The following is a 25,983-nucleotide window of genomic DNA, read 5'->3' on the forward strand; positions in this document are numbered from 1 at the left end:
TAGTAGAACTTTAACTTATATTAAATCTATTATCTAGCGCGTATGTATTATCCTTTACATGATGAATAATATATGCTACAAAAGCAATATGGATTAGTTGTGCTGTAATTGCTCCCCAATTCTCAACTAATGTTGAACCAAAAATAAGTGACAATAAAACAACTGCTGTTGCAATTGCAGAAATTCTTGTAAACAAGCCTAGAACAATAAAAAAGCCAAAAACGAGCTCCGCTATTGGTAAAACATAACTAAATGGTAGCGTTAGCATTTCAGGCAATATAGAGTTTTCAAAAGATGCTACTAAACCTTCACTAAAAGCCTGAAGTTTTGGAAGGCGGACTAATCCGTGACCAAACATACTTAGACCCAACGCTAATCTTACTATTAAATAGGAAATTTTATTGTGCATTAATTTATGATATTAAAGGTTAAATTCTAACCCCATGACACTAAACATTTAGCTAAGGCTCTAATTTAGCGCTTATCAACGAAACACAAAATTATATGCAAATACTTTAATATATATTTATAATTTTAAACATCATAATTATTCCTGCGGAATGACCAATCGCGATAATGCTTCTGGATAACCACGTTGGCTAGCTAATTTAGAGGCTAGTTCATCTATTTCTACTTTAGAGACTTCCTCTAATAGTTCGTTTTGATTTGTTTGTTCAGCAATTAAAGGAACGATGCCTTTATATTGAATTTGATTGATAATTTGATTCGCTACAGTGATAGCGGAAGAGGCTTTAACAATTTCACTTCTTGCGTAAAACTCACTTGGAAACTGTACTTCTCCAACACGTAAATTAGGATCATCTCCCGGAATTTGCTGTGCTCCAAACAAAGGAGGGCCACCAACTATTGCGGATTGAAATGAAGGTACAAATTTAGTGACCGATGTAATGGCACTTTCTGTTCTCGTTTTAATTTCCTCAGCTTCCCAACCGTCATTTAATTTCTGCGTAATTGCTTTATCAAATTTGGGTTGTGTGAGTTTACTTTTTGACTTTACCAAACCGTTTTCAAATAGCGTAACATCTTTTGTCATGCCATGAATTTGGTAATAATCATCACTATAAGGTGTTAACTGCACCATACCATTAGGTGTACCACGTTCACCATGAAAAATAAGTTCTGGAATTAAACCTGAAATGGGTTGCCACTTAGATACATAAGCTGCTTTAAATTCTATTAATCGTTCAGTAGCAAAATGTAACGATTCATCAAATATGCCTGTTTTAAATCCACATGAATTCACCAAATAGTTCACTTTATAAACGTCCTTTTCGGTGTTAATCTCCCAATTATAATCTAAATTTTCATTTCTAACATCTTTAATGTTAGTAACCGTTGTATTGATATTTAGTTCACATTGATTGGTTTTATCTAAAGCCAATTGTGCTTGAGCTGCTAGTCTAAACAAATTCCAACCATACTCTTGAACCAAGATGACAGGCGTTTTTAGCTTCTCATAATCAATTAGCTTTATGGTATTAGAAAGCCACTCATCAGACGTTTTTGGATTTTTATGGGTTGGTTGTTCAGATAGTGCTTCTAGATCCGCTTTGGAATACGTTTTATAATAGTCTTTTGGTGCTCCTAAAATTTCATTTAATGGATCTTCGTCTATTAAGGTCTCGTAGTAGTCTACTAACATATTTAAACGATTTTTAATCTTATCTAAATCGTATTTTGCTGTTTTAGGAACACTGATAAACGTCGGCCTTTTATCTATAGATTGCGGAAATAAACGCGCCATTTCTATCGATTGTTTCATTAAAACTTTACACTGTTCATCTGAAATATCAGGATATAAATTGCCACCAGCATGTAAGTGACAGAACGGCGGCCCATTAACAACACTTTCACGTTGTTCAAATAAAACGGTATCTACACCATATTTAGCTAATTCTAATGCGATAACCACACCCGAAACACCACCACCAATAACACCAACATTATAAATTTTACTCATCTTAAAACAACGCTTGTAGCTCTGCAAAATTATCGACCACAACGGTTGGCTTATAATCTGCAATGTTTTCATTATAATTATAACCGTAACTCACACCAATACTTTCCATCTTAGCATTTCGAGCGGCCAGAATATCATTTTTAGAATCCCCAACCATGATGCTTTTTTCTAAACTGGTCTGCAGTTCTTTTGTTAAATGCAAAAGCGGTACAGCACTCGGTTTTTTTTCAGAAAGCGAATCTTCACCAATCCAAGATTTAAAGAATTTAGTAATCTCTAATTTATCTAAAATAGGTTCTATAAATCCAAAAGGTTTATTGGTACAAATAGCCATTTTATAGCCTTTGCTATCCAAGTCTATTAAGGTATCTAAAACACCAGGATACATAAACGTATCTATACAAGTCACCTCTTTATAAGCTGCTAAATAAATATCGAAAGCTTCATTTAATAACGAATCTGACAAGTTCTGATTTGGCATCGTAAACTCTAAGGCTCTACGCACTAGAGGCAAAGCTCCATTTCCAATAAATGGTGTGACTTGTTCTATGGATAGTGATTCTCGTTTGTAGTGCGACAACATTTTATTTACCGCCAAAGTCAAATCTGGAATACTATTAATAAGTGTTCCATCAAAGTCGAATATAATGAGTTCTTTTTCTTTAAAATTCACAATGCTTAATTTTGAAGCAAAGATGCGGAAGTTTTAATAAAATTCTGAGTATTTATGCTATTTTTAGGAAGTATTATTTATTTACAAACACTCAAAATTTTAACTAAAATAAAAGCGATATAAAATCCGTTTTATATCGCTTTTACTAATAATAATTTTATGAATTAACTTTATTCCTTAAAAAGGCCATCTATAGAAAGGTAACGTTCTCCCGTATCATAATTCATAGTTAATATTATTTTATCATTCGGAATTGTTTCTAACTGTTTTCTCACGGCCGCTAAAGAGGCTCCTGTTGAAATACCTACTAAGATGCCTTCGGTTTTTGCTATATTTTGAACTTCTGCAAAAGCCTCTTCTTTTGTTATTTTTATAGCGCCATCAATTAGATTTCTATTAAATGTTTCTGGAATAAACCCCGGACCAATCCCTTGTAAAGCATGTGGCCCTGATTCGCCTCCTGAAATTACGGGTGAATCACTTGGTTCTACGGCAAACACCTGTAAACTTGTGAATTTCCCCTTCAATAGCTTCGCCATACCTGAAATATGTCCACCTGTACCTACACCAGTAATAAGGTAATCGATACCTTCAGGAAAATCATTAGCAATTTCTACTGCTGTTGCTGTTTCGTGAATTTTTGGGTTAGCCGGATTTGTAAATTGAGATGGCATCCATGCATTGTCATTATTCTTAACGAGCTCTTCTGCTTTTTCAATCGTACCTACTAAGCCCTTTTCTTTTGGTGTTAATACCAATTTAGCGCCATAAGCAGCCATTAAAGCTCTACGTTCTACAGACATAGATTCTGGCATAACGAGTGTCAGCTTATAATTTTTTACAGCAGCAACCATAGCTAAACCAATACCTGTATTTCCTGAGGTTGGTTCAATAATTTCGGTATCGGGATTTATAAGCAGTTTGTTTTCAGCATCTTCAATCATTGCTAGAGCAATTCTATCTTTTATACTTCCGCCTGGATTAGATTTTTCAATTTTCATCCAAACATTTGCTTCTGGGAATAATTTATTCAATTTAACTACAGGTGTATTTCCTATAGCTTCTAAAATATTGTTAATCTTCATAGTTCATTATTTTTTTGATTTTTAAATAACTCCATATGAGTTTAATGTAATGAGTTAAACAAACGTATTAAACTCATAATTTCAAGTCTTATAAAGTTACTGTTTTTAAGTCGCAAAACACACTAATTAGGAAGATCTTAAGATTATAAAGTTTAAATGTAAAGCAGCATTAAAACAAAAAAAGCACCTACATTTCTGTAAGTGCTTTTCAAGATTTATAATCGTCTACAAATTAGTTCACATCAGGAAGGTGATTATAATGCTTACTATATCTTAACATTTGCTCCGCAAACACATCAGGATGCGTCACTTTTATCGCTGTAATTTCACCAGCATCATTTGTCTCTGGCACTAAAACAGGGTTAACAAATCCACTGTAAGGTGGCGAAGGAAATTGCTTATTACGCTCTAAAACTTCTGCATGAATATCTTGGTCTACTTTAACACCGTAGCCTTCTACTAAAGCTTCAACCGCAGCATAATCGCCTTCAGATTTAATACGTTGTGTTTCTCTTAATAACTGACCGAATAAATCGTGTAACTTCTCATAATCAGTGATATTAAAATAGGTTTTACCGTCTCTAGTTACTTTTTCAATTACGTTATCTGCTTGACCTTTTTCGTAAACCCACGCTGATACCCATTGTCTGTTTCTCATATGTGCTTCTTCGACATCATCACCTAAATCTAAACGAATTAATTGCGTCATTAAACCATTTCTGATATACCCATCAAAAGCCGCTTTTCCTACTTTTTCCCAATCTTCAACCAATCCTAATTCTTGTAGTTTAGAATCGTATAAATAGTATAAACCAACTAAATCAGCACGCCCTTCTTCTAACGTAGACGCATAAGTTTTAAGTGTTTCTTTAGTTTCACCTACACCAGGATTTAATTGTCCTGAGGCATGACCAATAACCTCGTGTAATGCCGTGTGTAATTTATCTGCTAATTGTCCGTATTCTTCTTCTAACGCAACCTCTTCTTCATCATGAGCAAATTCTTCTAATCGTCCTGTACCACCTGCATTGCTATACGCATTAATAATGTTTCCTAAAGAGACCGATTTACTTCCTACCGCTGCTCTAATCCAGTTAGCATTTGGTAAATTAACTCCAATTGGCGTACTTGGTGAAGCGTCACCTGCTTCACCTGCTACATTAACCACTTTGTAAGTGACACCTACTACACTATCTTTTTTGTGTTCGTCCATTAATGGCGAATTGTCTTCGAACCATTGCGCGTTTTCAGATAAAACAGCCATTTTTTGAGACATATCAAAATCATTGATTTGTACGATTGTTTCATATGAACCTGTATAACCAATAGGATCATTATATACTTCAATAAAACTGTTTATATAATCGATATTACCTTCTGTTGCAGCAGTCCAAGCCACATTGTAATCGTCCCAAGTTTGTAAATCTCCTGTTTTATAATATTGAATTAATAAGCCTAAAGCTTCGCCTTGCGCATCATTTTCAGCTACACCTTTTGCTTTTTCTAACCAGCTAACAATTTCATCAATTGCAGAACCGTATAAACCTCCAGATTTATAAACACGTTCTTTAATAACACCATCTTCTTTTACTAGTTGTGAATTTAATCCGTGAGATAAAGGCTGCTCTGGATTAGGTGATGATTTTGTTTTATAAAATTCCGTAACCTCTTTTTGCGTTACATCTGGACCATAAAAATTAACAGCAGACTCTAAAACATTGTCTATTCCTTTAACTTTATTTACTTTTTTGACATCCTTATCATTAAAAATCACATCAAATGCTTCAGCTTCTAACTCCGTATTTGTTGCTGTAAATAGTTCTGTTAAATAAGTTTTATCAAATTCTGGCTTTATTTTAGCATTAGAATAATGATGGTGTATACCATTACTAAACCAAACACGCTTTAGGTAAGTTTCAAAATTTTTCCAATCGTCTGAAGACTTGTCACCACTATAGTTTGTATAAACATTTTCGAGGGCATGTCTAATTTTAAGATTATGCCTGTAATTCTGGTCCCAAATAATATCGCGACCAGCAAGGCCAGCTTCGGTAAGATAATAAACCAATTTTTGTTCTTTCAGACTTAGGTTATCCCAACCTGGAATCTGATAACGTAAGATTTTAATGTCAGCAAATTCTTCAACATTAAAACTAAAATCCGCTTCTACTGGTGCAACAGTAGCGTTTGAATCTTCTTTAACATCGTTCTTACATGCCACAATTAGCAATGCAACAAGACAAATTTTAAATAATGATTTTAAATTCATGTGTATATTTTTTGTTATTCACAAATGTAATACTTATATCACATATCATAAAATGACTATCTTTGATAAACACTAAATATAATCCCTATAAATGAAAGTTTTTAAATACCTCTTATTACTATTACTTATTCTTGTTATTGGCCTATCTATCTACATTGCTGTGCAGCCTAACTCTTATGAAGTAACGCGAACAAGAACCATTGCCGCACCACAAGCTGTGGTTTACGAAAATGTGATTGATTTTAAAAACTGGGAGTCTTGGAATCCATGGATTGAAGCAAATCCTGATATGGAAATCACCTTAGGAGAACAAACCCATGGTGTTGATGGCCATTATAGTTGGAATGCTAATGGTGACATTGGAAGTATGACAACTACAGCTAGCACACCTCATGCATCTATAAGCCAAGAATTGCAATTTGGTGACTATCCCAAATCTGATGTAAATTGGACTTTTGATGCCAACGACGATGGCACTACGGATGTGAGTTGGACGATATCTGGAGAGAATTTACCTTTTGGATTTAAGATGTGGATGGCATTTTCGGGAGGGATGGAAAAACAAATTGGTCCTGATTACGAAAGGGGTTTAGAAAAATTGGATAGTGTGGTACAAGCTGAAATGAAAGTTTACAGCATAAAGGTTGAAGGAGTCACCCAACATAGTGGTGGTTATTATCTTTATAAAACAGCCGCTACTAAATTTAATGATTTTGACGAAAAAACAACGACATTATTAGGCGAAGTTGGTGCTTATGCTATTACGCACAATATATCTATGGCAGGAAAACCTTATATTTTATACAACAAATGGGATATTGAAAACGATGCCATTATATTCTCGGCTTGTATTCCTACATATTCGCGAATTATATCTGAAGAGCCTGAAATTTTAACCGGACAATTAGAATCGTTTAAAACAGTAAAAACAGTATTACAAGGTGATTTTTCTAACATGAAAGAAGCCTGGGATACGACAATGACTTATGTTACCGATAATAACTTAAAGGTTGTTGAAGATGGACCTATGCTTCAAACCTATTTAACGATGCCAGAAAATTATCCTAATCCTGCAGAATGGAAAGCTGAGATTTATTTAGCCGTTGAGTAGTGTGAACTTGGACGTTTGAAAAATGGGTTCTCGTAAAGTTGCTAAGGAAAAAAAATCATACGGAAATGGCCTGAGATGACGCAGAGATTTACAGAGAACGATTAGCGAATAACTTAATAGTACGTTGTAATATTGACAACAAAAAAACATAACACAAACTACCGACTATAAACTAAAGACTAAAAAATTGAAACAACTCATACTCGTATTCCTTGGAGGAGGCTTTGGCAGCGTACTGCGTTTTGCGATTGGAAAATGGCTCAACAATTCTGAAACCGGAATTCCTTATGGCACTTTTGCGGCTAATATTTTAGGTAGCTTATTAATTGGTGTAATTCTTGGCTTGGCAGCTAAAAATGAAACATTGTCTCAAAATCAGACCTTACTTTTAGCAACAGGGTTTTGTGGTGGCTTTACAACCTTTTCAACCTTTGCTTATGAGAATCATATGTTTTTAAAATCGGGCGACTTTATGAGTTTTGCTGTTTATACAGTAGCTAGTTTTGTTCTTGGGTTTTTGGCTGTGTTTTTAGGAATGTTTTTGGTGAAGTGAAATTGTTGCACTGTGTTTCACAGAGTTTGCACAGAGCCTCACGGAGAAAAAGGTGACACGGATTTCACTAATTTACACGAATTCTTAATGCGTTAAAAACTTTGCGGCTTGGCGGCTTTGCTACTTTGCGAGAAGAATCAAGTTAACGATTCTAAAACTAAAAGAGTCATTAAGTACTACATCTGAAAACTGCGACTGAGACTGTAGTCAACTTTTCTTATAAAACCCTTTCTCCTTCAAGCCTTCCACTTCTCTTAATATTGAAATAAAAACAGCATCATCAATATCATCAAGTGTTTTGTAACGTAATGATTTTACAACTTTACGATTTTCGGAAATTAAATACGCATTCCATTGTTTTGATAAGTGTGCGGAATGCCAAAAACCAACGTCAACATAATCCTTTGTTTTATTGAGGTAGCAGATTGGTCGTTTACCAATGTAATAGCATGGCATTCGCCATTTATATAATAAATCAGCTTCTGGTAAAGTGTGCTCCACTAAAACTTGCAAATGCATTATTATGGACCTAAAAGGTTCCGGTTGTTTTAAAATGTGTGCTTCTGCTGGATTCACAATATTGAATTTTAAGACTCAAAAAATTTTCAAATTTAAAACTAATTATTAGAATAAAATGAGTTGCTGATTTTTAAAAGGTTTTAGATTAGACCTCGTTAATTATGAATGGTGGTTTAACACATTTTTTATTAATTTCTTTTTTTTATTTTTATCTGCATGAGTCATTGCTATTATAAACTCAGTTAATATAATTGTATTTATATCCAAATGACCAAGTTGTATATTCAACTCTTGTGCTCCGACCATCTCATTTAGTTTTGCAAAACCTTTATATAAACTACTTTTCTTTTTAGAAGGTTTAAAATCTTCAGGTACTGAAAGACAAATAAAATGTTGTCCGTGAATATTTATTGGATAAGCATCATTAATTATTTCCCAATTGATAAATTCATTATGAGTTGTTCTATCAAAAATTCCGATTTCATTTATTATGACTTGAGGTCTTTTATCAAACAAATGATAAATTGAAATAGGAATAGCTAAACTAAAAAAACAGGTCCCTATCCACCCCATTATTCGGTCTGTTTCTGAACTATCAGCTCTTGTAATTAACCAAATTCCACATACTATTAGAGGTACTGTTAGTAAGTACATTTTAAATGCCTTTTTATTGGATTTATAGAGTTTGATTTCGTTCATGCTCAAATGTTAAACAACATTTATGTATATGGATTTATAGGTCGTTTTTATTCAAAGTGTTTTCTTTACTATTTCTCTATATTTAAATCCGTAAACTTCTTGAATTTTATGATTTATTATATGGTTAGATGGAAAAACTTTTAAGTCCAATTTATCATTTTTAGACTTTAACCACTTAACAAATTCAATATATTGGTCAGAATATGCGACTGTCAAAAATCTCAATGATTTTATTTTATTTCCGTAATTAAATTTTATCCTATTTCTAGTAGGTGTTCGATGTGCTGAAATGAATTCAATTTGTAATAAATCCTTATAAGGGACTTTTACCGTTTTTCTTAAAAACATGTATTTAATTATTATTTCCTCTTCCGAAAATTTAATATCAAATGTTCTTTTTCTTTGATATTTAATAATCAAAAAAAACGATTCCGATTGAGATTAAAATAGAAATAATCTTCATCCAAATCAATTCTAAAGAATTGGCAAATACAATTCCAATTCCCAAAAACATTACTGAGGCAAATACTGCTTCATAAATTGAATAGCTTGAAGATGAACTGTATGTTGTCATTTTCTCAAAGTAATTATTATTTTTTTTAAAAAATGGATAGAATTAACTACAGTGTGTCTATGTTTGATTAGTTGCGTGGTTAAGCAAATAAATTAGTATATAAAAACCGAATAGAAAATACGCGGTGTTGGTATCAGTATTTTTATTCATTCTATGTCTTTGTCTCTAATTAAAAAGCAATAAAATTAATTACAAACTACAATTCCCATTTGTAAAGTCAGTATTATTTTGCGGATTGAACCCATTACTTTCTAATACTATGTATTGTCCATTGTAATCATCATAGATATTTACAATTAATTGAAGAATTCCGCACAAGTCAATTAAGGTTTCATTAGCTCCAATATTAACTGTTCCATTAACATAAGGTATATTATTTAAGGCATCTATATTAGTAATAAGGCTATTTCCTGTGATAATGATTTTATTTTCAACGTGATTTATATTTTGTAATCCATCGATATTTGTAATTTCATAATTTTGATGAATTTCCAATTCATTTTCGATATTAGTAATGCCTTCTAACCCATTTAGATTATTCAACGAAAAGTTATTTCGTATTTTAAGTGCATATAGGCTGGAAGTAACATTTCTCAAACCATAAATACTTTCTAAAGCGAAGTTTTGTGTTATATCGATATTTGAAGTGCTATTTAGGTTTTCCAAACCATCAATATTTTCTAATGCACTAGCATTACCATCATTGCTAAAGAAAAATAAATTACTTGCAGATGTTAGGCTTTCTAAACCATTTAAATTAGTCAATAAGGAATTTTCAAAAATTTTAAAAGTTTCTCCGATGCTTTCAAGATTTTCTAACCCTTCTAAATTTTCCAAATAGCTTCTAAAAAGTTCTAAGTCTTTACCTATTGTTGTTAAACTACCTAATCCATCCAAATTACGTAACTGCTCATTACCTCTTATTGATATATCCTCTTCCACACGGGTAATATTATTAAGTCCCACTAAATCTGCTAATACGTTATTATAAAAAATGCTTATATAATTAACAGAAGTTATGTTTGTTAGGGAAGATAAATCTTGTAAACTTGGATTATTTTCTATTTCTATGGTCTCAACAGAATTTACGTTTTGCAGCCCTGTTAGGTCATTTAAAAATGTATAATATATTGCCAGCCTACCATTAATGGTTGTAATGTTTTGCAAATTGCTAATGTCATTAATTGCTCCGTTAAGTATTAATGAACCATTTATTACTACATAACAATCACTATCAAATGAATCTACCTCTTCTTGACTTTCGAAAATTAAGTCTCCTTGGAAAATTTGACTCAGACAGTCATTATTTTCGTTATTACTGTCAGAGGAACAGCTGTTAGTTACTAAATGGACTACTACAATAAGTACTAATATAATCGTTTTTTTCATTTTAATAAACAGTTTAATAATTGGCTAATATTAATACTAACAATTGAATATAACTATTTACACTTAATTGTTTTTTCTTTTCAAGACAAAATAGTTCAAATATTCTAATACAGAAAAAAAAGACCTCAAAGGTTTTTAAACCTTTAAGGTCTGAGGTTATTTAAGTAAATTTATTTTTCTTAAAATTCTATAGGCTGAAGCTACAATTTCCTATTTTACGGAATTAAATTCAGCATAAATTGTAGTCCTTTTTAACCACACTTAGAATAACCACAACTTTTACATTTTAGACAACCTTCTTCATAAACCAAACCTTCGGGATCATTACAGTTAGGACATTTTTTATCTAAAGCTTCCGTACCTTCTGGCACAAAACGTTTTAATGCTCTGGCCACACCATTTTTCCAAGTGTTGATATGCTCATCATATAAATTTAAATTATGAATTAACTCCACAACATAAGGCATTGGCATACCATGGCGTAACACCCCTGAAATAAGCTTAGCATAATTCCAAAATTCCTTATCAAAAGATCGGGATAAACCTTCTATGGTAATTTTATAACCTTCATTATCTATATATTGAAAATCGTATCGAGAAGGCTCCCCTTCTGGCCTTTGCTTAATAACCCAACCTTTCTCTACCGATTCTGGTAAATTAAAAGCGTCTTTCATTTGGCCTGTAAAAATTTCATAAGGACGTCCGTCTACCAAACCAATGACAGCTAACCATTTTTCGGATTCATTATGAAAGCGCACAATTTCAGCTTCAATTTTATCGGGACGTTTAGCCACTAAGGTTTCTGTTGTGGTCACCGTTTCTTCCTTCGTTTTATCGTCGGTAGACACTAAAATGCCACTTCGAGAACCATCTCTATAAACCGTGATACCTTTTAAACCTTTTTGCCAAGAATCCACATAAATATCCCCAACTAAATCAACCGTAACGTCTTTAGCTAAGTTGATGGTTGAACTAATAGAATGCGTGGTGTATTTTTGAACTAAGGCTTGTAATTCTACACGCTTTTTCCAATCAATTTCTGGTGCTGTTGCGCCTGCATAAGGACTATCGGCTATTTCGGTTTTTCCTGTGGTGTTCATCCAAGTTTCAAACTTTTTATGATACACGGTAAATTCTTCAAAAGCATCGCCTAAATCGTCTACAAAATCGACTTTAGAATTTTCATCATTAGTATTTACCTTTCGTCGTCTTACATACGACAATAAGAATACGGGCTCAATCCCTGAAGATACTTGGGCTAACATACTTAAGGAACCTGTAGGTGCAACGGTACTTATGGAGATATTTCTACGACCATGTTCCATCATTCGTTTATAGGTATCAGGAAATTCTTTGGCCAACATTTGAACAAATTCTGAGGTATCTTCAATGTTTCTATTAAACACTTCAAACTGTCCTCTTGTAATTGCCATATCAATACTACTATCAAACTCGGCCCGCATTTTAGTTTTCATAATGTCGTCAACAACAGCTAAGGATTCGTCCGTATCAAACTTAACACCTAGCGCAGCAACAGCATCGGCTAAGGCCGTAAAACCTAAACCGGTTCGCCGTCCTTTTTTACCCGTTTCTGACAGTAAATTCCACAACTCTTTTTCATTTCTCTTAATGGCATCTGGTTCTGGATCGGCATTAATTTTAGCTAAAATACGCTGTACAGCTTCAAGCTCTAAATCTACCAAATCATCCATAAGGCGTTGGGTTTCATAAACCACTTCATAGAATTTTTTAAAGTTGAATGTTGCTTTCTTTGTAAATGGTTCTTCAACAAAACTGAATAAATTTACGGCAATCAATCGGCAACTATCACCACCTTGCATCGCAATTTCTGAACAAGGATTTGTGGAGCTATTTTTAAATTCAGGATATACAGAAGAGGTTGAATAGCTGTGCTGTCTGTCCCAAAAAATCAATCCTGGTTCTGCGGTATTATGCGCGCAGGTTATGATTTTCTCCCAAAGGTCTTTGGCTTCAATCTCCTTTTTATACTTAGGTGTTTTACTTTCAATTGGCCATTGTAGGGTAAATTTAGTATCGTTAACAACGGCTTGCATAAATTCATCTGACAAACGAATGGAAATATTAGCCCCTGTAATTTTGGTTAAGTCTTGCTTTATGGTAATAAAATCTTCAATATCTGGATGCTTTACATCCATAGTGAGCATTAACGCGCCACGTCTGCCGTTTTGAGCGACTTCTCTTGTGGTATTAGAAAAACGATTCATGAATGAAACAGCTCCTGTAGTTGAACCTGCGGCATTAGATACCAAAGCATCTTTTGGACGTAATTCTGATAAATCTACGCCTACACCACAGCGTCTTTTAAACAGTTGTGCTAATTGCTCATCGGTGTAACAAACACCGCCATAAGAATCTAAAACTGACGGCACAACAATACAATTTGACAAGGATGCAATAACTTGATCATTTCCTAAACCAAACATCACGCTACCTTGTGGTATCACATATTTAAAATCTTTAAAAAGTTGGTAAATTTTAGCCTCGTCTAATGGATTTCTTTTTTTTCCATAATCCGATAAATGTTCTGAAATCGTTTCGGTGAGTCTATATTTATGTTCAATCCTACCAAATTCTTTAGCCATTCTTTGATGCATATCATCTGGTGATATTTCTAAATAATTACCTTGTTTATCCTTTAAACAGTACTTGTTAATCCACGTGGTGGCTGCAAGTTCGTCATTATTAAAATAGTTTAGGCAATGGTTTAAAACCTCATCATAAGTGTATGATTTAGAAGGCGAAAGCGTTTTAGTCATGATTGTATAAGTTTTGAGATATTAATTGGATTTACACAAATCTAGCCGAACATAAATCTCAAAAACATGATAAAAATCATACTTGTTAATAAATCAAGAGGATTGTTAACTAATGAAATACCCTGTTTTTATTTTTCCTACAAAATCTTAAATTTGATAAAAACAAACCAACAATTCAATTAATAATTATAAACATCCTATTGACCATTAATCTAATTTCTATGCTATTATTAAAACGAATTATTTAATTGTTTTAATTTTAATAACATAATGTTGGCAATTCATAATTATATTGAAACCATTATATTAATTTCATGAATAAACATTTGGAAGATTCAGCTTATTATAAAATATATTATAACTTCCTAAATTCACGTATTAGATAAAAATTCCTATATTTATTATATGAAGCAACTAATTACTATTCTTTTTACGCTATGCCTTACTTATGCTTATTCTCAAAATTATAAATCGATTGATGAAAAAGTAAAAAATTACCCAAATTATGATCAGATTGACCAACTTGTGTTACGAGTAAATAATAGCTTTGATACAGATACCGAAAAAGTAAGAGCGTATTACACTTGGATAGCACATAATGTTACTTATGATTTAATTAAATATTATTCTATCCGACCTCCAGTTTTAGGGTCTTCGTTTAACTCAGCAAGTATTAATAAAAGCATTGAAAATCAAAAGAGAAAAAAAATAGCTAAACAAGTTTTTAAAGAAAGAAAAGCTTTATGCTTAGGATATAGTTCACTTTTTACCGAACTCTGTTTAAAATCTAACATTGAAGTAGAGATTATTAAAGGCATTACAAAAGTGTCGGTAAACGATATAGAAAACCCACGTTATACTAAAAACCATTCTTGGAATGCTGTTAAAATTAATAACCAATGGAAACTTTTAGACCTTACATTTGCTTCTGGTTATCTAAATGGTAATGCAAGCCAATGGGTTAAGCACATTAATGATTTTTATTTCTTTATAGATCCAGAAATATTACTATCATCGCATCTACCTGAGCAATCCAAATTTCAATTTGTGCCAGAACCTATTAGTACAGAAGCCTTTTTTAAACGTCCAATATTTTATAAAAAATATTTTGAAAGTGGCCTAAAAATGGACAACTATCAAAAAGGTCTTTTATCGGTGTCCAAAGAAAATAAAAAAATCAGAATTAATTTTAAGGACCAAAAAGATCATAAGGATATTTATTATAAGTTTAATAATGAAATCAAATATAAAAAGCTCTCACTTAAGCAAAATACTGTTGATCATTATGAAGCTATTTTAAAATATCGATCTGACAAATCTAAAGTGCTAAGCTTCTTTTATGATAACCATAAAATATTAGACTTTAAAATAGAACAATGATAGTCAGAGCAAATTCATTACACTAGTTATTGTGAAAACATAACCTTCCAAATTAGTATTTCACTTTCTATAAGAGAAACTTCCATTTCAAAATTTTTGCTAAATCTCAAAAATTATAGTGTGTAATTCAATTAATTTATTTTACTTTGCATTTCAAAGTACTTTAAATATGAGCAACAAAGATTACTTAAAAGATATTACAGAGATTAAAAATCTTATGAATAAGTCTTCACGATTTATTTCTTTAAGCGGTTTATCTGGAATCATGGCAGGAATTTATGCACTCATAGGTGCAGGTACAACCTTTTGGTTGGTAACTAATTATAGTTCTGGCACCTTAAGATTAGATGGTTGGGTTTTTAGAACCGTATTATTTATTCTATTTATGGTGGCCTTTTTAAGTGTTGTTACAGGCATTTTTTTAACGACCAGAAAAGCTAAAAAAAATGGTGAAAAAATATGGGACACCTCATCAAAACGCCTAATAATTAACTTCCTAATTCCTCTCATTGCTGGAGGATTATATGTTTTAATAATATTATCTCATGGTAAATTTGGACAAACAGGTGGTTTAATGTTAATCTTTTATGGACTAGCTTTAATTAACGCTTCAAAATATAGTATCGGAGATATTAAATATTTAGGATTTATTCAAATAACTTTGGGCCTTATTGCTGCGCTTTATCCAGGTTTAGGATTTTGGCTTTGGGTTATTGGCTTTGGGCTGATGCATATCGTTTATGGTATATGGATGTATATTAAATACGATAGAAAATAAATGTGGGGAGCGCAATAAAAATAAAGCACATGAAATTATTAAAAAACAGCCTAGGCTATCTGTTTATAATAGCAACATTATACTCTTGTAATTATAATGAAGCCAAGTTTATCATTACAAACAATAGTGGTTTTAATATTGACTCCTTGCGAATTACACCCGATTCTAAAAAGGAATATATAAGTTTAAAGAAAGGTGAAGAAGTTGTGCATTATATAGAAATGGATGACTTAAATTCGGATGGTAGCTACCTTATTTGTTTTAGAAATTTAGATACAAAAGCAACTACAAAACAACAATTTGGTTATTATAATAAAGGTTCTCAAATTGAAAAAAACATTATGATTACCATACAGAAGGATACCATATTAACTAAAAGTAATTTTAATAAATTTTAAAACATATTTCTGCCTATTTAGAAAATAAGATGAGCATAATCACCAACATAAATAAACTATTTGATCACAGAATACGACTCGGTATCATGTCTATTCTAATGGTAAATGAATATGCTGATTTTAAGATGTTAAAAGAATTATTGGGCGCTACTGATGGTAATTTAGCTAGTCATACTAAAGCTTTGGAAAAATCAGAATATTTACGCGTTGAAAAACAATTTATAGGTCGAAAACCTAATACAAGATACAGTGCTACCAAATTAGGAAAAGCTGAATTTAAAAAACATATTGAAGCCTTAGAAAAATTAATCCATAAAACTTAGTAAAGTTTTTTATACTGCGCCTAGCGTATTAATTTAAAGTAAAACTCTTTTTTTTAACCATTAACTTTGAAAAACAAAGTACTTTTAAATAACCAAAACATGAAAAAACTAATCTTATTTATTGCTGCACTATTATTTAGCACTTTCTTCTACAACCAAAGCCTTGGACTTAACTTATTTTTGTTTAGTATACTCACGGTTATTATTCTTTTAATTAATAATAAATCGCATTTTAAAAATCGAAAAACTCTGGCCTATGCCGCTGTATACCTTGCTACAGGTTTAACGATGTTTTTTAATAGCTCCTCCCTATCTATCATTGCTAACCTAGTCGCATTCTTTACGTTAATCGGTCATCTCTCAGAGACTAAATCATCGATTTATGTAAATTGGCTCAATGGTTTATATACTACGATTGCAGGTTTTTTTCATCGGAATTTTGCGAATATATCAGTAAAAAAAGAGACCAATAATACTTCCATAAAAACTAAAATTCATTATAGGTATTGGGCAAAAATCATCATTATCCCTACTGTCATCCTAGTAACTTTCATTGCGCTTTACAAAAATGGAAACCCTGTATTTAGCAATCTGATAGAGCAAATAGATTTTGAGTTTATTAATGTACAATGGCTGCTATTAGCTGGTGTAGGCTATTATTTATTCAATAATATTTACGCGCCAATTGAAGTAGAGCCGGCTACTGAATACGACTTAAAAACAAGTAATACGCTAAGTAAAACGGCTTCATTTTCAATTCCTAAATTACAACAAGAAAACCAACTTGGTGTTATTCTAATCGCGTTGCTCAATGCACTGATTATTTTATACCTTATTACTGACTTAGCATTTCTTGCTTCAAATAACGAGATAAAAGCTTCTTTATATTCCGCTCAGGTTCACAATGGGATTAATGCACTTATCGCTTCAATTGTTATTGCCATATTGATACTACTATACGTGTTTAGAGGCAACCTCAATTTTTATGACCAAAATAGCACCTTAAAACGACTGGCTTTCACTTGGATACTATTAAACCTCCTATTGGTTGGTAGCATTGTATTTAAAAACAGTGAATACATCTACTACTTTGGGCTTACCTATAAAAGAATAGGTGTTATGGTATATTTACTTCTTGCTGGCATCGGATTAATAACCACACTTTTAAAAATAAGTACCGTTAAAAATAACTGGTTTTTATTCAGAGTCAACACCCAAGCTGCATTCGTTATATTAATTGTAGCGAGTACGATTAATTGGGATTATCAAATAACAAAATTCAATCTAAATCATGCGCAATCAATGGATTTCGGATATCTATACAACTTATCTGATAACAACACTTTATTACTAAATGCGCAAATCGATTCTGGAACTTTAGATGAACAAGCCATTCGGTTGATAAAAACAAAATACAATAAATATGTATATCAACTTAAAACTCATAATTGGCAAGAATTTCAGTACGATAACTTCAAAATAAAAAAGAAATAAAATGGCTGCACTTATCATTTTTACAGCACTCTTAGTTGGAAGCATTAGTGTTTTAGTTGTTAGACTTAGTGTTTCCTTGATTTTTTGGATATCTAAAACGCCTGAAAATAAAGCGCTAGTATTTAAACGCTATTTCCCGTATTACATTATCGGTTTATTTACACTATGTATAACGCTGATTGTTATAGCTCAAAACAGTTTGTTGGCCACTTATTATTTCTGCTTTATATTCATAACGGCGCTTTTAGTTTGGCGATATGAACTCCGGAAACCCTTCAAAACTATCGAAAATAACATTACTCCTAAAACACCTCAACATCCCGAAACACCATGAAAATTCAATTCAATAAATACTACTTAGTATTAGCGCATAGCTTGTTCCTTATAGAACTTGCCATTGCAATATTCCTTAAGTCCGGATTTATACGTCATACTTTTGGTGATTACCTTGTTGTAATCTTACTATATGCAATTTTTAGAGGATGTAGCAATTTGAATGTGAAGGCCTCAAGTTTAGTCGTCCTCTTAATTACTTATAGTATTGAATGTCTTCAACTTAGCCCTTTCTTAAGCTATTTTAATTTAGAAGCCAGTTTAACAGCCCAATTAATATTTGGAAGTACTTTTGAAGTTGCTGATTTAATAGCTTACACCTTAGGTATTCTAACAGTAATGACCTTTGAGCACTTTATTTCAAAACGAAAACACACCTTTAAATTCAAACTATGGAAGCCATAAAATCACTTATCCTATATCGTTTTAAAACCTTATCATTACTCGTAGTGACTTTAACTTTTAGTGTTACAGTACTCATGATTCGCATGAAACTTAATCAATCGTTTTTCTTCCTGTTTTTAATGTGGAATTTATTTTTAGCGCTTATCCCCTATACCATTTCATTCTATCTTACATCTAAAGAGAACATCACCACATTATACTTAGCTTTTGGATTTATAATTTGGTTACTATTTTTACCAAACGCGCCTTATATGGTTACTGATTTTATTCACCTTAGAACAGGGAATAATTTTCATTTATGGCTCGATATCATAGTGATTCTGTCTTTTGCTTTGAGTGGTTTATTACTCTTTTTTATGTCGCTATTGGATATGCAAAAATGTATAGAAATTAAATTCAATAAAATCACAATTCAAACCTTAACTCTTAGTGTGATTTTCTTAAGTGGATTTGGTGTTTATTTAGGTCGATTTTTACGTTACAATTCTTGGGAAATCATAAGTCAGCCGCAGTATTTATTTAAAGATATAAGCGCAATACTTATGTCACCACTTCAATATTCTGAAGCTTGGCTGTTCTCTTTAGGCTTTGGGACATTCTTGAGCGTCGGCTTTTGGCTGTTTAAAAACTTTTATCGGTTTGAAAACTGATTTAACTTAAAACATAAATCAAATATCATACTCAAATTCATATATTTATAGGTCTAAATCATAGGTGACCATGAAAAAAACAAACATTGTAGTCGTATTACTGCTTATTTTAATGTCTTGTAAAGATGAGAAAAAAACAGAAACAGCGCCTTTAGACATAGGCAGTTTTACTTTTTCATCTGAGACCATTAAAGCTAACGAACCTTTTCAAATCACTTATAATGGTGATGGAGAACTCGATGATAGCTTCTTCTATCAACTCAAACACGCTAAATCTTATCCTTACGATTTAGAATTTAAAAACCAATCAGCAACAATTACTGTTCCTGATAGTATTGCTGTCATAGCTTTTAATATTAGTATTGACGATACCTATGCAAATAATAATGAAGAAGGCTTTCTTTTTTCTGTTGTTAATAATGAAGGACAAATGGCAAAAGATAGTGAAGCTGTAAAAGACTATTATGCGTCTTCAACAGGCAAAAACTACGGTGTAGCAGGAACTCCTGAAGATGCTTTAAAAACGATTGAAAACACGCTTAAAAAGCATCCGGAATTAACAAAGGAATGGGTTAATATTCACTTTAATTTAGCAAGACAAGTAGACGCTAGTCAAGTAAAAACCCTTGGTGAAACTTACCTTTCAAAATACGATGCTAATCAAGCAACATCCCTTGAAGATTATGAAATGCTATCGCATATTTATTCTGGACTACGAGATTCTGAACGTAATGACAGTATTATTAGCATCATTTCTGAAAAATACCCAAACAGTAACTTAGCGTTTAGGCCAATTATTAACGCCTATTTTGACGCTAAAGATTTTGCGACTAAAGACTCTATTTTTCAAACCCATAAAGCGAGTATTATAAAACATCCCGATGGTAAATATATTATTCAAAATATTGCATTAGCTCATTATAACGATGGAAATAAAGACGCTTTTAACACCCACCTAAAACTAATGCCTAATGCCTATTCAAAAGCCTCTATATACAATAGTATTGCTTGGCCCAAAGCTGAAAAAGGTGAAGATATTGAAGCGGCAATGGCCTTATCTAAACAGTCTTTAGAGTTAGTGGAAGCAGAACAAAAAGCCTTAGAAAACAAACCTGAATACTACAGTCCAAAGCAATATGAAAGAAGTTTAAAGCAAACTTATGGTATGTATGCGGACACTTATGCCTTACTCGCTTTTAAAAATGATGCTATAAAGGAAGCCATAAACTATCAATCTAAAGCTATTGAACAAGATGCTAACCCTGAAATGTACGAACGTTATATTCAGTTTTTAATGACCGATAAACAATATGCAACCGTTGTTGAAAAGGCAACTCAATTTATTGAAGAAGGCAAGAGCACTGCGAAATTAAAATCCTATTATTTAGAAGCGCTTAAAAATACAGATGAGACAAAAGATGCCGATATGATGTTAGCACAACTAGAAGAAACCGCAAAAAAAGCAGAAATAGAAGTTTTAAGAAAAACACTTATAGATAAAGAAGCTCCTGATTTTACCTTAAAAAATCTTGAAGGTAATGACGTTAACCTATCATCATTAAAAGGCAAAACTGTTATTTTAGATTTTTGGGCGACTTGGTGCGGACCTTGTATTGCCTCTTTTCCTGGCATGCAAAAAGCCGTTACCAAATATAAAGCTGATGAGAATACAGAATTTCTATTTATAGACACATTTGAAGATGGTAAAAATCGTGTCGAAAAGGTATCTAAATTTATATCGGATAATGCATACGATTTTAATGTGCTCATAGACCCTAAAAACAACAGCGGAAATTATACGGTAGCTAGTGCCTATAATGTGGAAGGCATACCAACCAAAATTATTATAGGACCAAGCGGAAGAATTAATTTTATTTCTGTAGGCTATAGTGGCTCCCCTGATAAAGAAGTCAGCAAAATTAATACAATGATAGAACTACTAAACGAGTAAATATAACTAATAAAAAAAAGAGGCGTCCTTAACTAGAACGCCTCTTTTTTTATTATTTACCATCTACATAATCTTGCAGATAATTAAATCGCTTTGTCAGTTTTCCTTTTTCAGTCATCCTGGCACGTTTTAAAATCTCTTTTTCATCTGTATTAAAAAACGCTGGAATAACATGTTTTAAAAATGTTTCCCCAAATCCTTCACTAGCATCCTTTGGCAATTCACAAGGTAAATTATCTACGGCCATTACCGTTATTGCATTCTCAGCATTAAAAGCAACCTCCTTTTCGGTCTTTGCATCATAACCGTAAAATGGATCTGCAATCGTAGATGGTCTTATAGTACTTGCCACAGGACCATCGATATCACAAGAAACATCAGCCACTAAATTAATTCTAAAGTCTGGATGTTTAGCATCTTCCCTTGTAAACAAATAGGGTGCATTATTACCATAAAAATGACCTGCGATAAAATAATCAGTTTCTTTAGCGTACGCCATAAAATTACTTTCGTAGCCTGAAGGGTCTTTATAAAACTCAAACCGATCACCTACTTTACCATCTTTTCGTTTGGCATATTCCATAACATCAGCCATAACATAAACAGGTTCTGTAAATTTTGAAGTTAAATACAGGGCATCACTAATCTGTTTAATCCCTAAATGATCTAAAATTTCTTTAGCACCATAGGCTACTTTACCAGTTCCTGTAAGTAATATTTTTATATTCGGTATCGTTATTTTATCTAATTCAGCTTTCACCTCGTTTAAATCGGCAAGTGTTTCAACTTTAGGCAATGTAAACAAGCCATCACGCAATCCTAAAGCTCTAAATCCATTATAGGCACCAACTAAACCAGCATAACGACCAAAACCAATAAGACGTGCGCCATTCTTTTTAATAATGGTTTCATGATCAAACATTTCTATATTTTTCTCTAACATAGCAATCAGCAACGCCCTGTTATAAGGTTGTTTTTTGATGGTATGTGAAAAGAAGAAATATTTTTTGTTCGGTATTAAATTTTCAATCGGCACTTCTTTGACGCCAATCATGACATCGGCATGAGACACATCTTCTAACACTTCAAATCCTAATTTTTTATAGGCTTCATCTGGAAAAATTCTAATATCCGAGGATTCTACAATAAATGTCGCTTCTGGAAATTGGGTTCTAGCTTCTGCTAAATGTTCAGGAGAAAATACCACACGTCTGTCTGGCGGGTTTTTGCGTTCTTTAATGATGGCGAATGTCATATAGAATAGGTGTCTTTAATCTTTTTGAAATTTAAAAAATCTTTATTTTCACGAAAATAATAGATTATAATCTATATGCAAATTATTACCCTATTATACGTTACTAAATCAATGACTTTCTTTGCTATTAACAATTTAGTTTTAGTTGTTTTTAAATAAAAATAATAAACGATTAACATTGGTTTAATTTAGGTCTATAATTCTTATTCTGATTCTAAGTCGCTGGCCATTATTTTTCTATTACAAATCATTTACACCACACCACTAATACCTCTAAACAAACATTTTAAACTTTAAATTTTAGTTTTAATCTTACAGTAAACCTCAATCACAAACTAAAAACGATAATTTTTTATTATAACAATTGAATAATAATACAATAACCTATTTATTTCTTACCAATTGTAGTTTTGAACTCATTAACTAAACCAAAAAAAAATGAAAAAAATTACATTATTATTTACCTTATGTCTTACAATGACAATGATTACAAATGCACAATGTTTTGATGGTTCTGGCGGACATTGGCCTAACGGAACTGTTGCTATGGAAAATACAGGTTATGCTGAAACTATTGTTTATGACACATGGCCAAATTCCGAATATTCTTTGATTGGAAATCTTACACCAGGTTATGAATATTCTGTAACTGGAGATAACCCAATACATATAACTGTAACAGAAAGTGATGATACTATAATTGCATATGGTATGAGTCCATTAAATTTCACTGCACCTACAGGAGTTACAAATATTACTATCTATTGGCATATTGATGGCGATTGTGGTAATGATGATACAACAACATATACAAGGATTCAATGTGTTACTTGTTGTCCTAATGATGCTGCACCTGCATTAGCATCTACGCCTAGTCCTGCAAATACAGCTACTGATGTAGCTTTACAAACAACTGATGCCTCTTTAGCTTTTAGCTGGACTGCTTCTACAAATGAAGACACAAGTGTATTTTACTTAGATACTGCTAATCCACCAACTCAAGCTTATACTGATTTTGAAAATGGAGATTCTTTTTCAAATTTAGAAGCCAACACCACCTATTACTGGAGTGTTGATGCGACCAATTGCATGGGTACAAACACAGGTGCAGTTTGGAGCTTTACAACCGATGGTGCATTATCAATGACTGATAATAAATTTGAAGTTACCAGTATTTATCCAAACCCAACTTCTGGAATTTTAAATCTTAAATCTTCTCAAGATATTGACAACGTTACTATATTTAATTTATTAGGGCAAACAGTGGCTAATTATGATAAAGATGCTATTACAGATTCATCAATTAACTTATCTGAGTTATCTAAAGGACTTTATTTAGTAAGAGTTTCTTCAGAAAACAACACGCAGACTTTAAGAGTTACAAAGAACTAATACAATATATAAGTATAAAAAAACAGGAAGTGTAAGCTTCCTGTTTTTTTTTGTAAATACTTCTAGAAAACGTTTTTTTTAATCGTCTTCATTAAAAAAACTAGACGTATCCGTAAGCGATTCCATAAAGGCAATGATATCTTTAATTTCTTGCTTCGTTAAATTCAACGGTGCGTCTGATAAGGTTTGGTTTTCTACCTCTAAGCCCATACCTGCACCACCTCCTAAATTATAAAACTCTAGCACTTCTTCTAGAGTATTAAAAGAGCCATTATGCATATATGGCGCTGTTAAAGCTATATTTCTAATTGAAACGGTTTTAAATGAATTTCTAAAGTAAGGTTGTTTATCTATATATAATCCATTATTAAAACGCCCAATATCGGTATCTAATTTAGGATTAATAGTGTCGAAACCTTGGGTAATACCTAAAACTTCAGACTCGGTTTCTAAATAAAAAGGCGGAACTGTACCATTAAACATGGGCGCAAAATGACAGGTACCACAAGCTGCTTTACCCATAAATAAATTAAAACCACGTAAAGCGTTTTTAGGAAATTTATGACTCTCGTTTCTTACAAATTTATCAAAAGGGCTATTAAAAGATTTTAGCGAATTTACATAAGCTGCAATGGCATTGCTGATAGAACGCTCATTAATATCTTGCTTGTCAATACCACCATAAGCGTCTTTAAATAACTTTAAATAATTAGCATCTGTTTTTAGTTTTTTTACAATAGCTTTAAACGTGGTATTAAACTCTAAATCATTATCAATAACATGAGTAACTTGCCGCTCTAAATCATAGGATCGTAAGTCCCAAAAATAACGAGAAGCATAACCTGAATTGATAACAGTTGGCGCATTTCTAGAAGTATAAAACCCTTTCTTATTGGCTAAACTTTTTGGTAAACCATCTGTAAATCCTTTTTTAGGATTATGACAACTAACACAAGACATTATATTACCATTAGAAAGTTTTGGGTCTTTAAACAACAATTCTCCTAATTGAATGGTTTTAGGATTATCTAAAGGTAAGTACACCAATTCTGAATAAAATTTAGTATCTAAAAAATCGGATTGAAAGAGGTCAACAGCTTCATAATTTTGAGCGTGTTTCTTATATGGTTCAAGAGTAATATTATTTAAATTTTGAAACGCTAGCAATTCTGAATATAACGGATTGATTACTTCTTTTAGAAATGCCATTCTATCAAAGTCATTAAAACTAATAGTAGCACTAAGTCTCTTTTTTCCTTTATTAAAAAGTTGCTTTATGGACTTAAATTTAGATTTGGCTTCAGGCTGTATATCGTCTTCAAAAAACAAAAATGTGGTTTCTATACTTTTTAAACTAACAAAACTTTCTTTTAAAGCATTAACAGAACCTGGTGTATCAAAACCTGTAACGCCTAATGTAAAAATTCTAACCATACCAGAACGCATACATTCTATAGCCTGACTTGGTTTTAAGTGAATTGGCAAGTGAATATTTGAAGCATAATCTACATGCGATTTAAGTTCCTTTGCTAATTTCCTTATATATCTTATATTTTCTGTTGTACTCTCCTCATATACAGCTTCATCTAAAGCCTGTAAACCAGAAGCTTCAATAATTTCACCTTCTTCATAATACTCACTAACTTTAGGTAGAGGAGCACCATTTATATAAGTCCCGTTATAAAAAGTTTGATAGTAATCGAAAATAAATTCAATTTTTTTATAGGCTAATCTTGTTTTTTCAACTTGAATTTTAATGGTTTTTAATTCACTAGAATTATTAGTTAACTTAACCAAGGTATTGACTTCGTCTTGAAATTTATAAAAGTTTAAAGCATATAAAACTTCTATCTTTTCTGTAATAGCATTAGTTTTAATTGGCTCTATACCTTCTCTGCCAAATAATGCTAAAGAACAAATTAAAACAGCGGTTATTAAAAAGATTATTTTTTTCATTTTGCACTTAGATTTTC

24 protein-coding genes are annotated in these 25,983 nt (G+C 32.1%); 12 read left to right on the forward strand and 12 right to left on the reverse strand.

The window, feature by feature from the left end:
* Positions 1–10 precede the first annotated feature (10 nt).
* From HM982_RS08315 to HM982_RS08335, 5 genes are all read right to left on the reverse strand, one after another.
* Positions 11–409, reverse strand: coding sequence for a DoxX family protein (locus HM982_RS08315; protein WP_179352681.1), 399 nt, complete (start codon positions 407–409; stop codon positions 11–13).
* A 138-nt stretch (positions 410–547) separates the two neighbouring features.
* Positions 548–1,981, reverse strand: coding sequence for an FAD-dependent oxidoreductase (locus tag HM982_RS08320; RefSeq protein ID WP_179352682.1), 1,434 nt, complete (start codon positions 1,979–1,981; stop codon positions 548–550).
* Position 1,982: 1 nt separating this feature from the next.
* Complete coding sequence (locus HM982_RS08325; RefSeq protein WP_179352683.1) at positions 1,983–2,654, reverse strand: phosphoglycolate phosphatase; 672 nt, start codon at positions 2,652–2,654, stop codon at positions 1,983–1,985.
* A gap of 170 nt (positions 2,655–2,824) precedes the next feature.
* Positions 2,825–3,739, reverse strand: a complete 915-nt coding sequence (gene cysK, locus HM982_RS08330) for a cysteine synthase A (protein WP_179352684.1) — start codon at positions 3,737–3,739, stop codon at positions 2,825–2,827.
* A 232-nt stretch (positions 3,740–3,971) separates the two neighbouring features.
* On the reverse strand, positions 3,972–6,008 hold the full coding sequence (locus tag HM982_RS08335; protein ID WP_179352685.1) for a dipeptidyl-peptidase 3 family protein: 2,037 nt from the start codon (positions 6,006–6,008) through the stop codon (positions 3,972–3,974).
* Positions 6,009–6,099: 91 nt separating this feature from the next.
* On the opposite strand from HM982_RS08335, the gene HM982_RS08340 reads away from it, so the two are divergent.
* Both HM982_RS08340 and crcB read left to right on the forward strand, forming a co-directional pair.
* Entirely contained in the window at positions 6,100–7,119 is a 1,020-nt protein-coding gene (locus HM982_RS08340; RefSeq protein ID WP_179352686.1) for an SRPBCC family protein, read from the forward strand.
* Positions 7,120–7,306: 187 nt separating this feature from the next.
* The gene (crcB, locus tag HM982_RS08345) at positions 7,307–7,672 is read left to right on the forward strand and encodes a fluoride efflux transporter CrcB (protein ID WP_179352687.1); all 366 of its coding nucleotides are present in this window, start codon (positions 7,307–7,309) and stop codon (positions 7,670–7,672) included.
* Positions 7,673–7,879: 207 nt separating this feature from the next.
* Here crcB and HM982_RS08350 read toward each other — a convergent pair whose 3' ends face one another.
* From HM982_RS08350 to HM982_RS08370, 5 genes are all read right to left on the reverse strand, one after another.
* Complete coding sequence (locus tag HM982_RS08350; RefSeq protein WP_179352688.1) at positions 7,880–8,248, reverse strand: DUF1801 domain-containing protein; 369 nt, start codon at positions 8,246–8,248, stop codon at positions 7,880–7,882.
* A 102-nt stretch (positions 8,249–8,350) separates the two neighbouring features.
* Positions 8,351–8,890, reverse strand: a complete 540-nt coding sequence (locus HM982_RS08355) for an STM3941 family protein (RefSeq protein ID WP_179352689.1) — start codon at positions 8,888–8,890, stop codon at positions 8,351–8,353.
* Between the two features lie 409 nt (positions 8,891–9,299).
* Positions 9,300–9,464, reverse strand: coding sequence for a hypothetical protein (locus HM982_RS08360; RefSeq protein ID WP_179352690.1), 165 nt, complete (start codon positions 9,462–9,464; stop codon positions 9,300–9,302).
* A gap of 189 nt (positions 9,465–9,653) precedes the next feature.
* Positions 9,654–10,853, reverse strand: coding sequence for a hypothetical protein (locus HM982_RS08365; RefSeq protein ID WP_179352691.1), 1,200 nt, complete (start codon positions 10,851–10,853; stop codon positions 9,654–9,656).
* A gap of 251 nt (positions 10,854–11,104) precedes the next feature.
* On the reverse strand, positions 11,105–13,651 hold the full coding sequence (locus HM982_RS08370) for an adenosylcobalamin-dependent ribonucleoside-diphosphate reductase (protein ID WP_179352692.1): 2,547 nt from the start codon (positions 13,649–13,651) through the stop codon (positions 11,105–11,107).
* Positions 13,652–14,056: 405 nt separating this feature from the next.
* Here HM982_RS08370 and HM982_RS08375 point away from each other — a divergent pair, with 405 nt between their 5' ends.
* The 9 genes from HM982_RS08375 (at position 14,057) to HM982_RS08415 (ending at position 21,363) form a co-directional block, all read left to right on the forward strand.
* On the forward strand, positions 14,057–15,031 hold the full coding sequence (locus tag HM982_RS08375; protein WP_179352693.1) for a transglutaminase domain-containing protein: 975 nt from the start codon (positions 14,057–14,059) through the stop codon (positions 15,029–15,031).
* A gap of 169 nt (positions 15,032–15,200) precedes the next feature.
* Entirely contained in the window at positions 15,201–15,809 is a 609-nt protein-coding gene (locus HM982_RS08380) for a hypothetical protein (protein WP_179352694.1), read from the forward strand.
* 29 nt (positions 15,810–15,838) lie between these two features.
* Positions 15,839–16,207: a hypothetical protein gene (locus HM982_RS08385; protein WP_179352695.1), complete on the forward strand. Its 369-nt coding sequence runs from the start codon at positions 15,839–15,841 to the stop codon at positions 16,205–16,207.
* 29 nt (positions 16,208–16,236) lie between these two features.
* Positions 16,237–16,530, forward strand: a complete 294-nt coding sequence (locus HM982_RS08390) for a winged helix-turn-helix domain-containing protein (RefSeq protein WP_179352696.1) — start codon at positions 16,237–16,239, stop codon at positions 16,528–16,530.
* Between the two features lie 99 nt (positions 16,531–16,629).
* Positions 16,630–18,024, forward strand: a complete 1,395-nt coding sequence (locus tag HM982_RS08395) for a DUF4153 domain-containing protein (RefSeq protein WP_179352697.1) — start codon at positions 16,630–16,632, stop codon at positions 18,022–18,024.
* Between the two features lies 1 nt (position 18,025).
* Positions 18,026–18,358: a hypothetical protein gene (locus HM982_RS08400; protein ID WP_179352698.1), complete on the forward strand. Its 333-nt coding sequence runs from the start codon at positions 18,026–18,028 to the stop codon at positions 18,356–18,358.
* Positions 18,355–18,762: a ribosomal maturation YjgA family protein gene (locus HM982_RS08405; protein ID WP_179352699.1), complete on the forward strand. Its 408-nt coding sequence runs from the start codon at positions 18,355–18,357 to the stop codon at positions 18,760–18,762. The genes HM982_RS08400 and HM982_RS08405 overlap by 4 nt, the downstream gene beginning before the upstream one ends.
* Entirely contained in the window at positions 18,750–19,412 is a 663-nt protein-coding gene (locus HM982_RS08410; protein WP_179352700.1) for a DUF1361 domain-containing protein, read from the forward strand. Before HM982_RS08405 ends, HM982_RS08410 begins: the two co-directional genes overlap by 13 nt.
* 70 nt (positions 19,413–19,482) lie before the next feature.
* Positions 19,483–21,363: a TlpA disulfide reductase family protein gene (locus HM982_RS08415; RefSeq protein ID WP_179352701.1), complete on the forward strand. Its 1,881-nt coding sequence runs from the start codon at positions 19,483–19,485 to the stop codon at positions 21,361–21,363.
* Between the two features lie 52 nt (positions 21,364–21,415).
* Here HM982_RS08415 and HM982_RS08420 read toward each other — a convergent pair whose 3' ends face one another.
* Entirely contained in the window at positions 21,416–22,618 is a 1,203-nt protein-coding gene (locus HM982_RS08420) for an NAD(P)-dependent oxidoreductase (RefSeq protein WP_179352702.1), read from the reverse strand.
* A gap of 438 nt (positions 22,619–23,056) precedes the next feature.
* Between HM982_RS08420 and HM982_RS08425 the strand changes: the two genes are divergently transcribed.
* Entirely contained in the window at positions 23,057–24,010 is a 954-nt protein-coding gene (locus HM982_RS08425; RefSeq protein WP_179352703.1) for a T9SS type A sorting domain-containing protein, read from the forward strand.
* Positions 24,011–24,088: 78 nt separating this feature from the next.
* Here HM982_RS08425 and HM982_RS08430 read toward each other — a convergent pair whose 3' ends face one another.
* Positions 24,089–25,966 carry a cytochrome-c peroxidase gene (locus HM982_RS08430; RefSeq protein ID WP_179352704.1) on the reverse strand — a complete coding sequence of 626 codons (1,878 nt, stop codon included), beginning with the start codon at positions 25,964–25,966 and terminating at the stop codon, positions 24,089–24,091.
* Positions 25,967–25,983: the final 17 nt, after the last annotated feature.

The organism is Winogradskyella vidalii (genome assembly GCF_013403955.1).
GTDB classification, from domain to species: Bacteria; Bacteroidota; Bacteroidia; order Flavobacteriales; family Flavobacteriaceae; genus Winogradskyella; species Winogradskyella vidalii.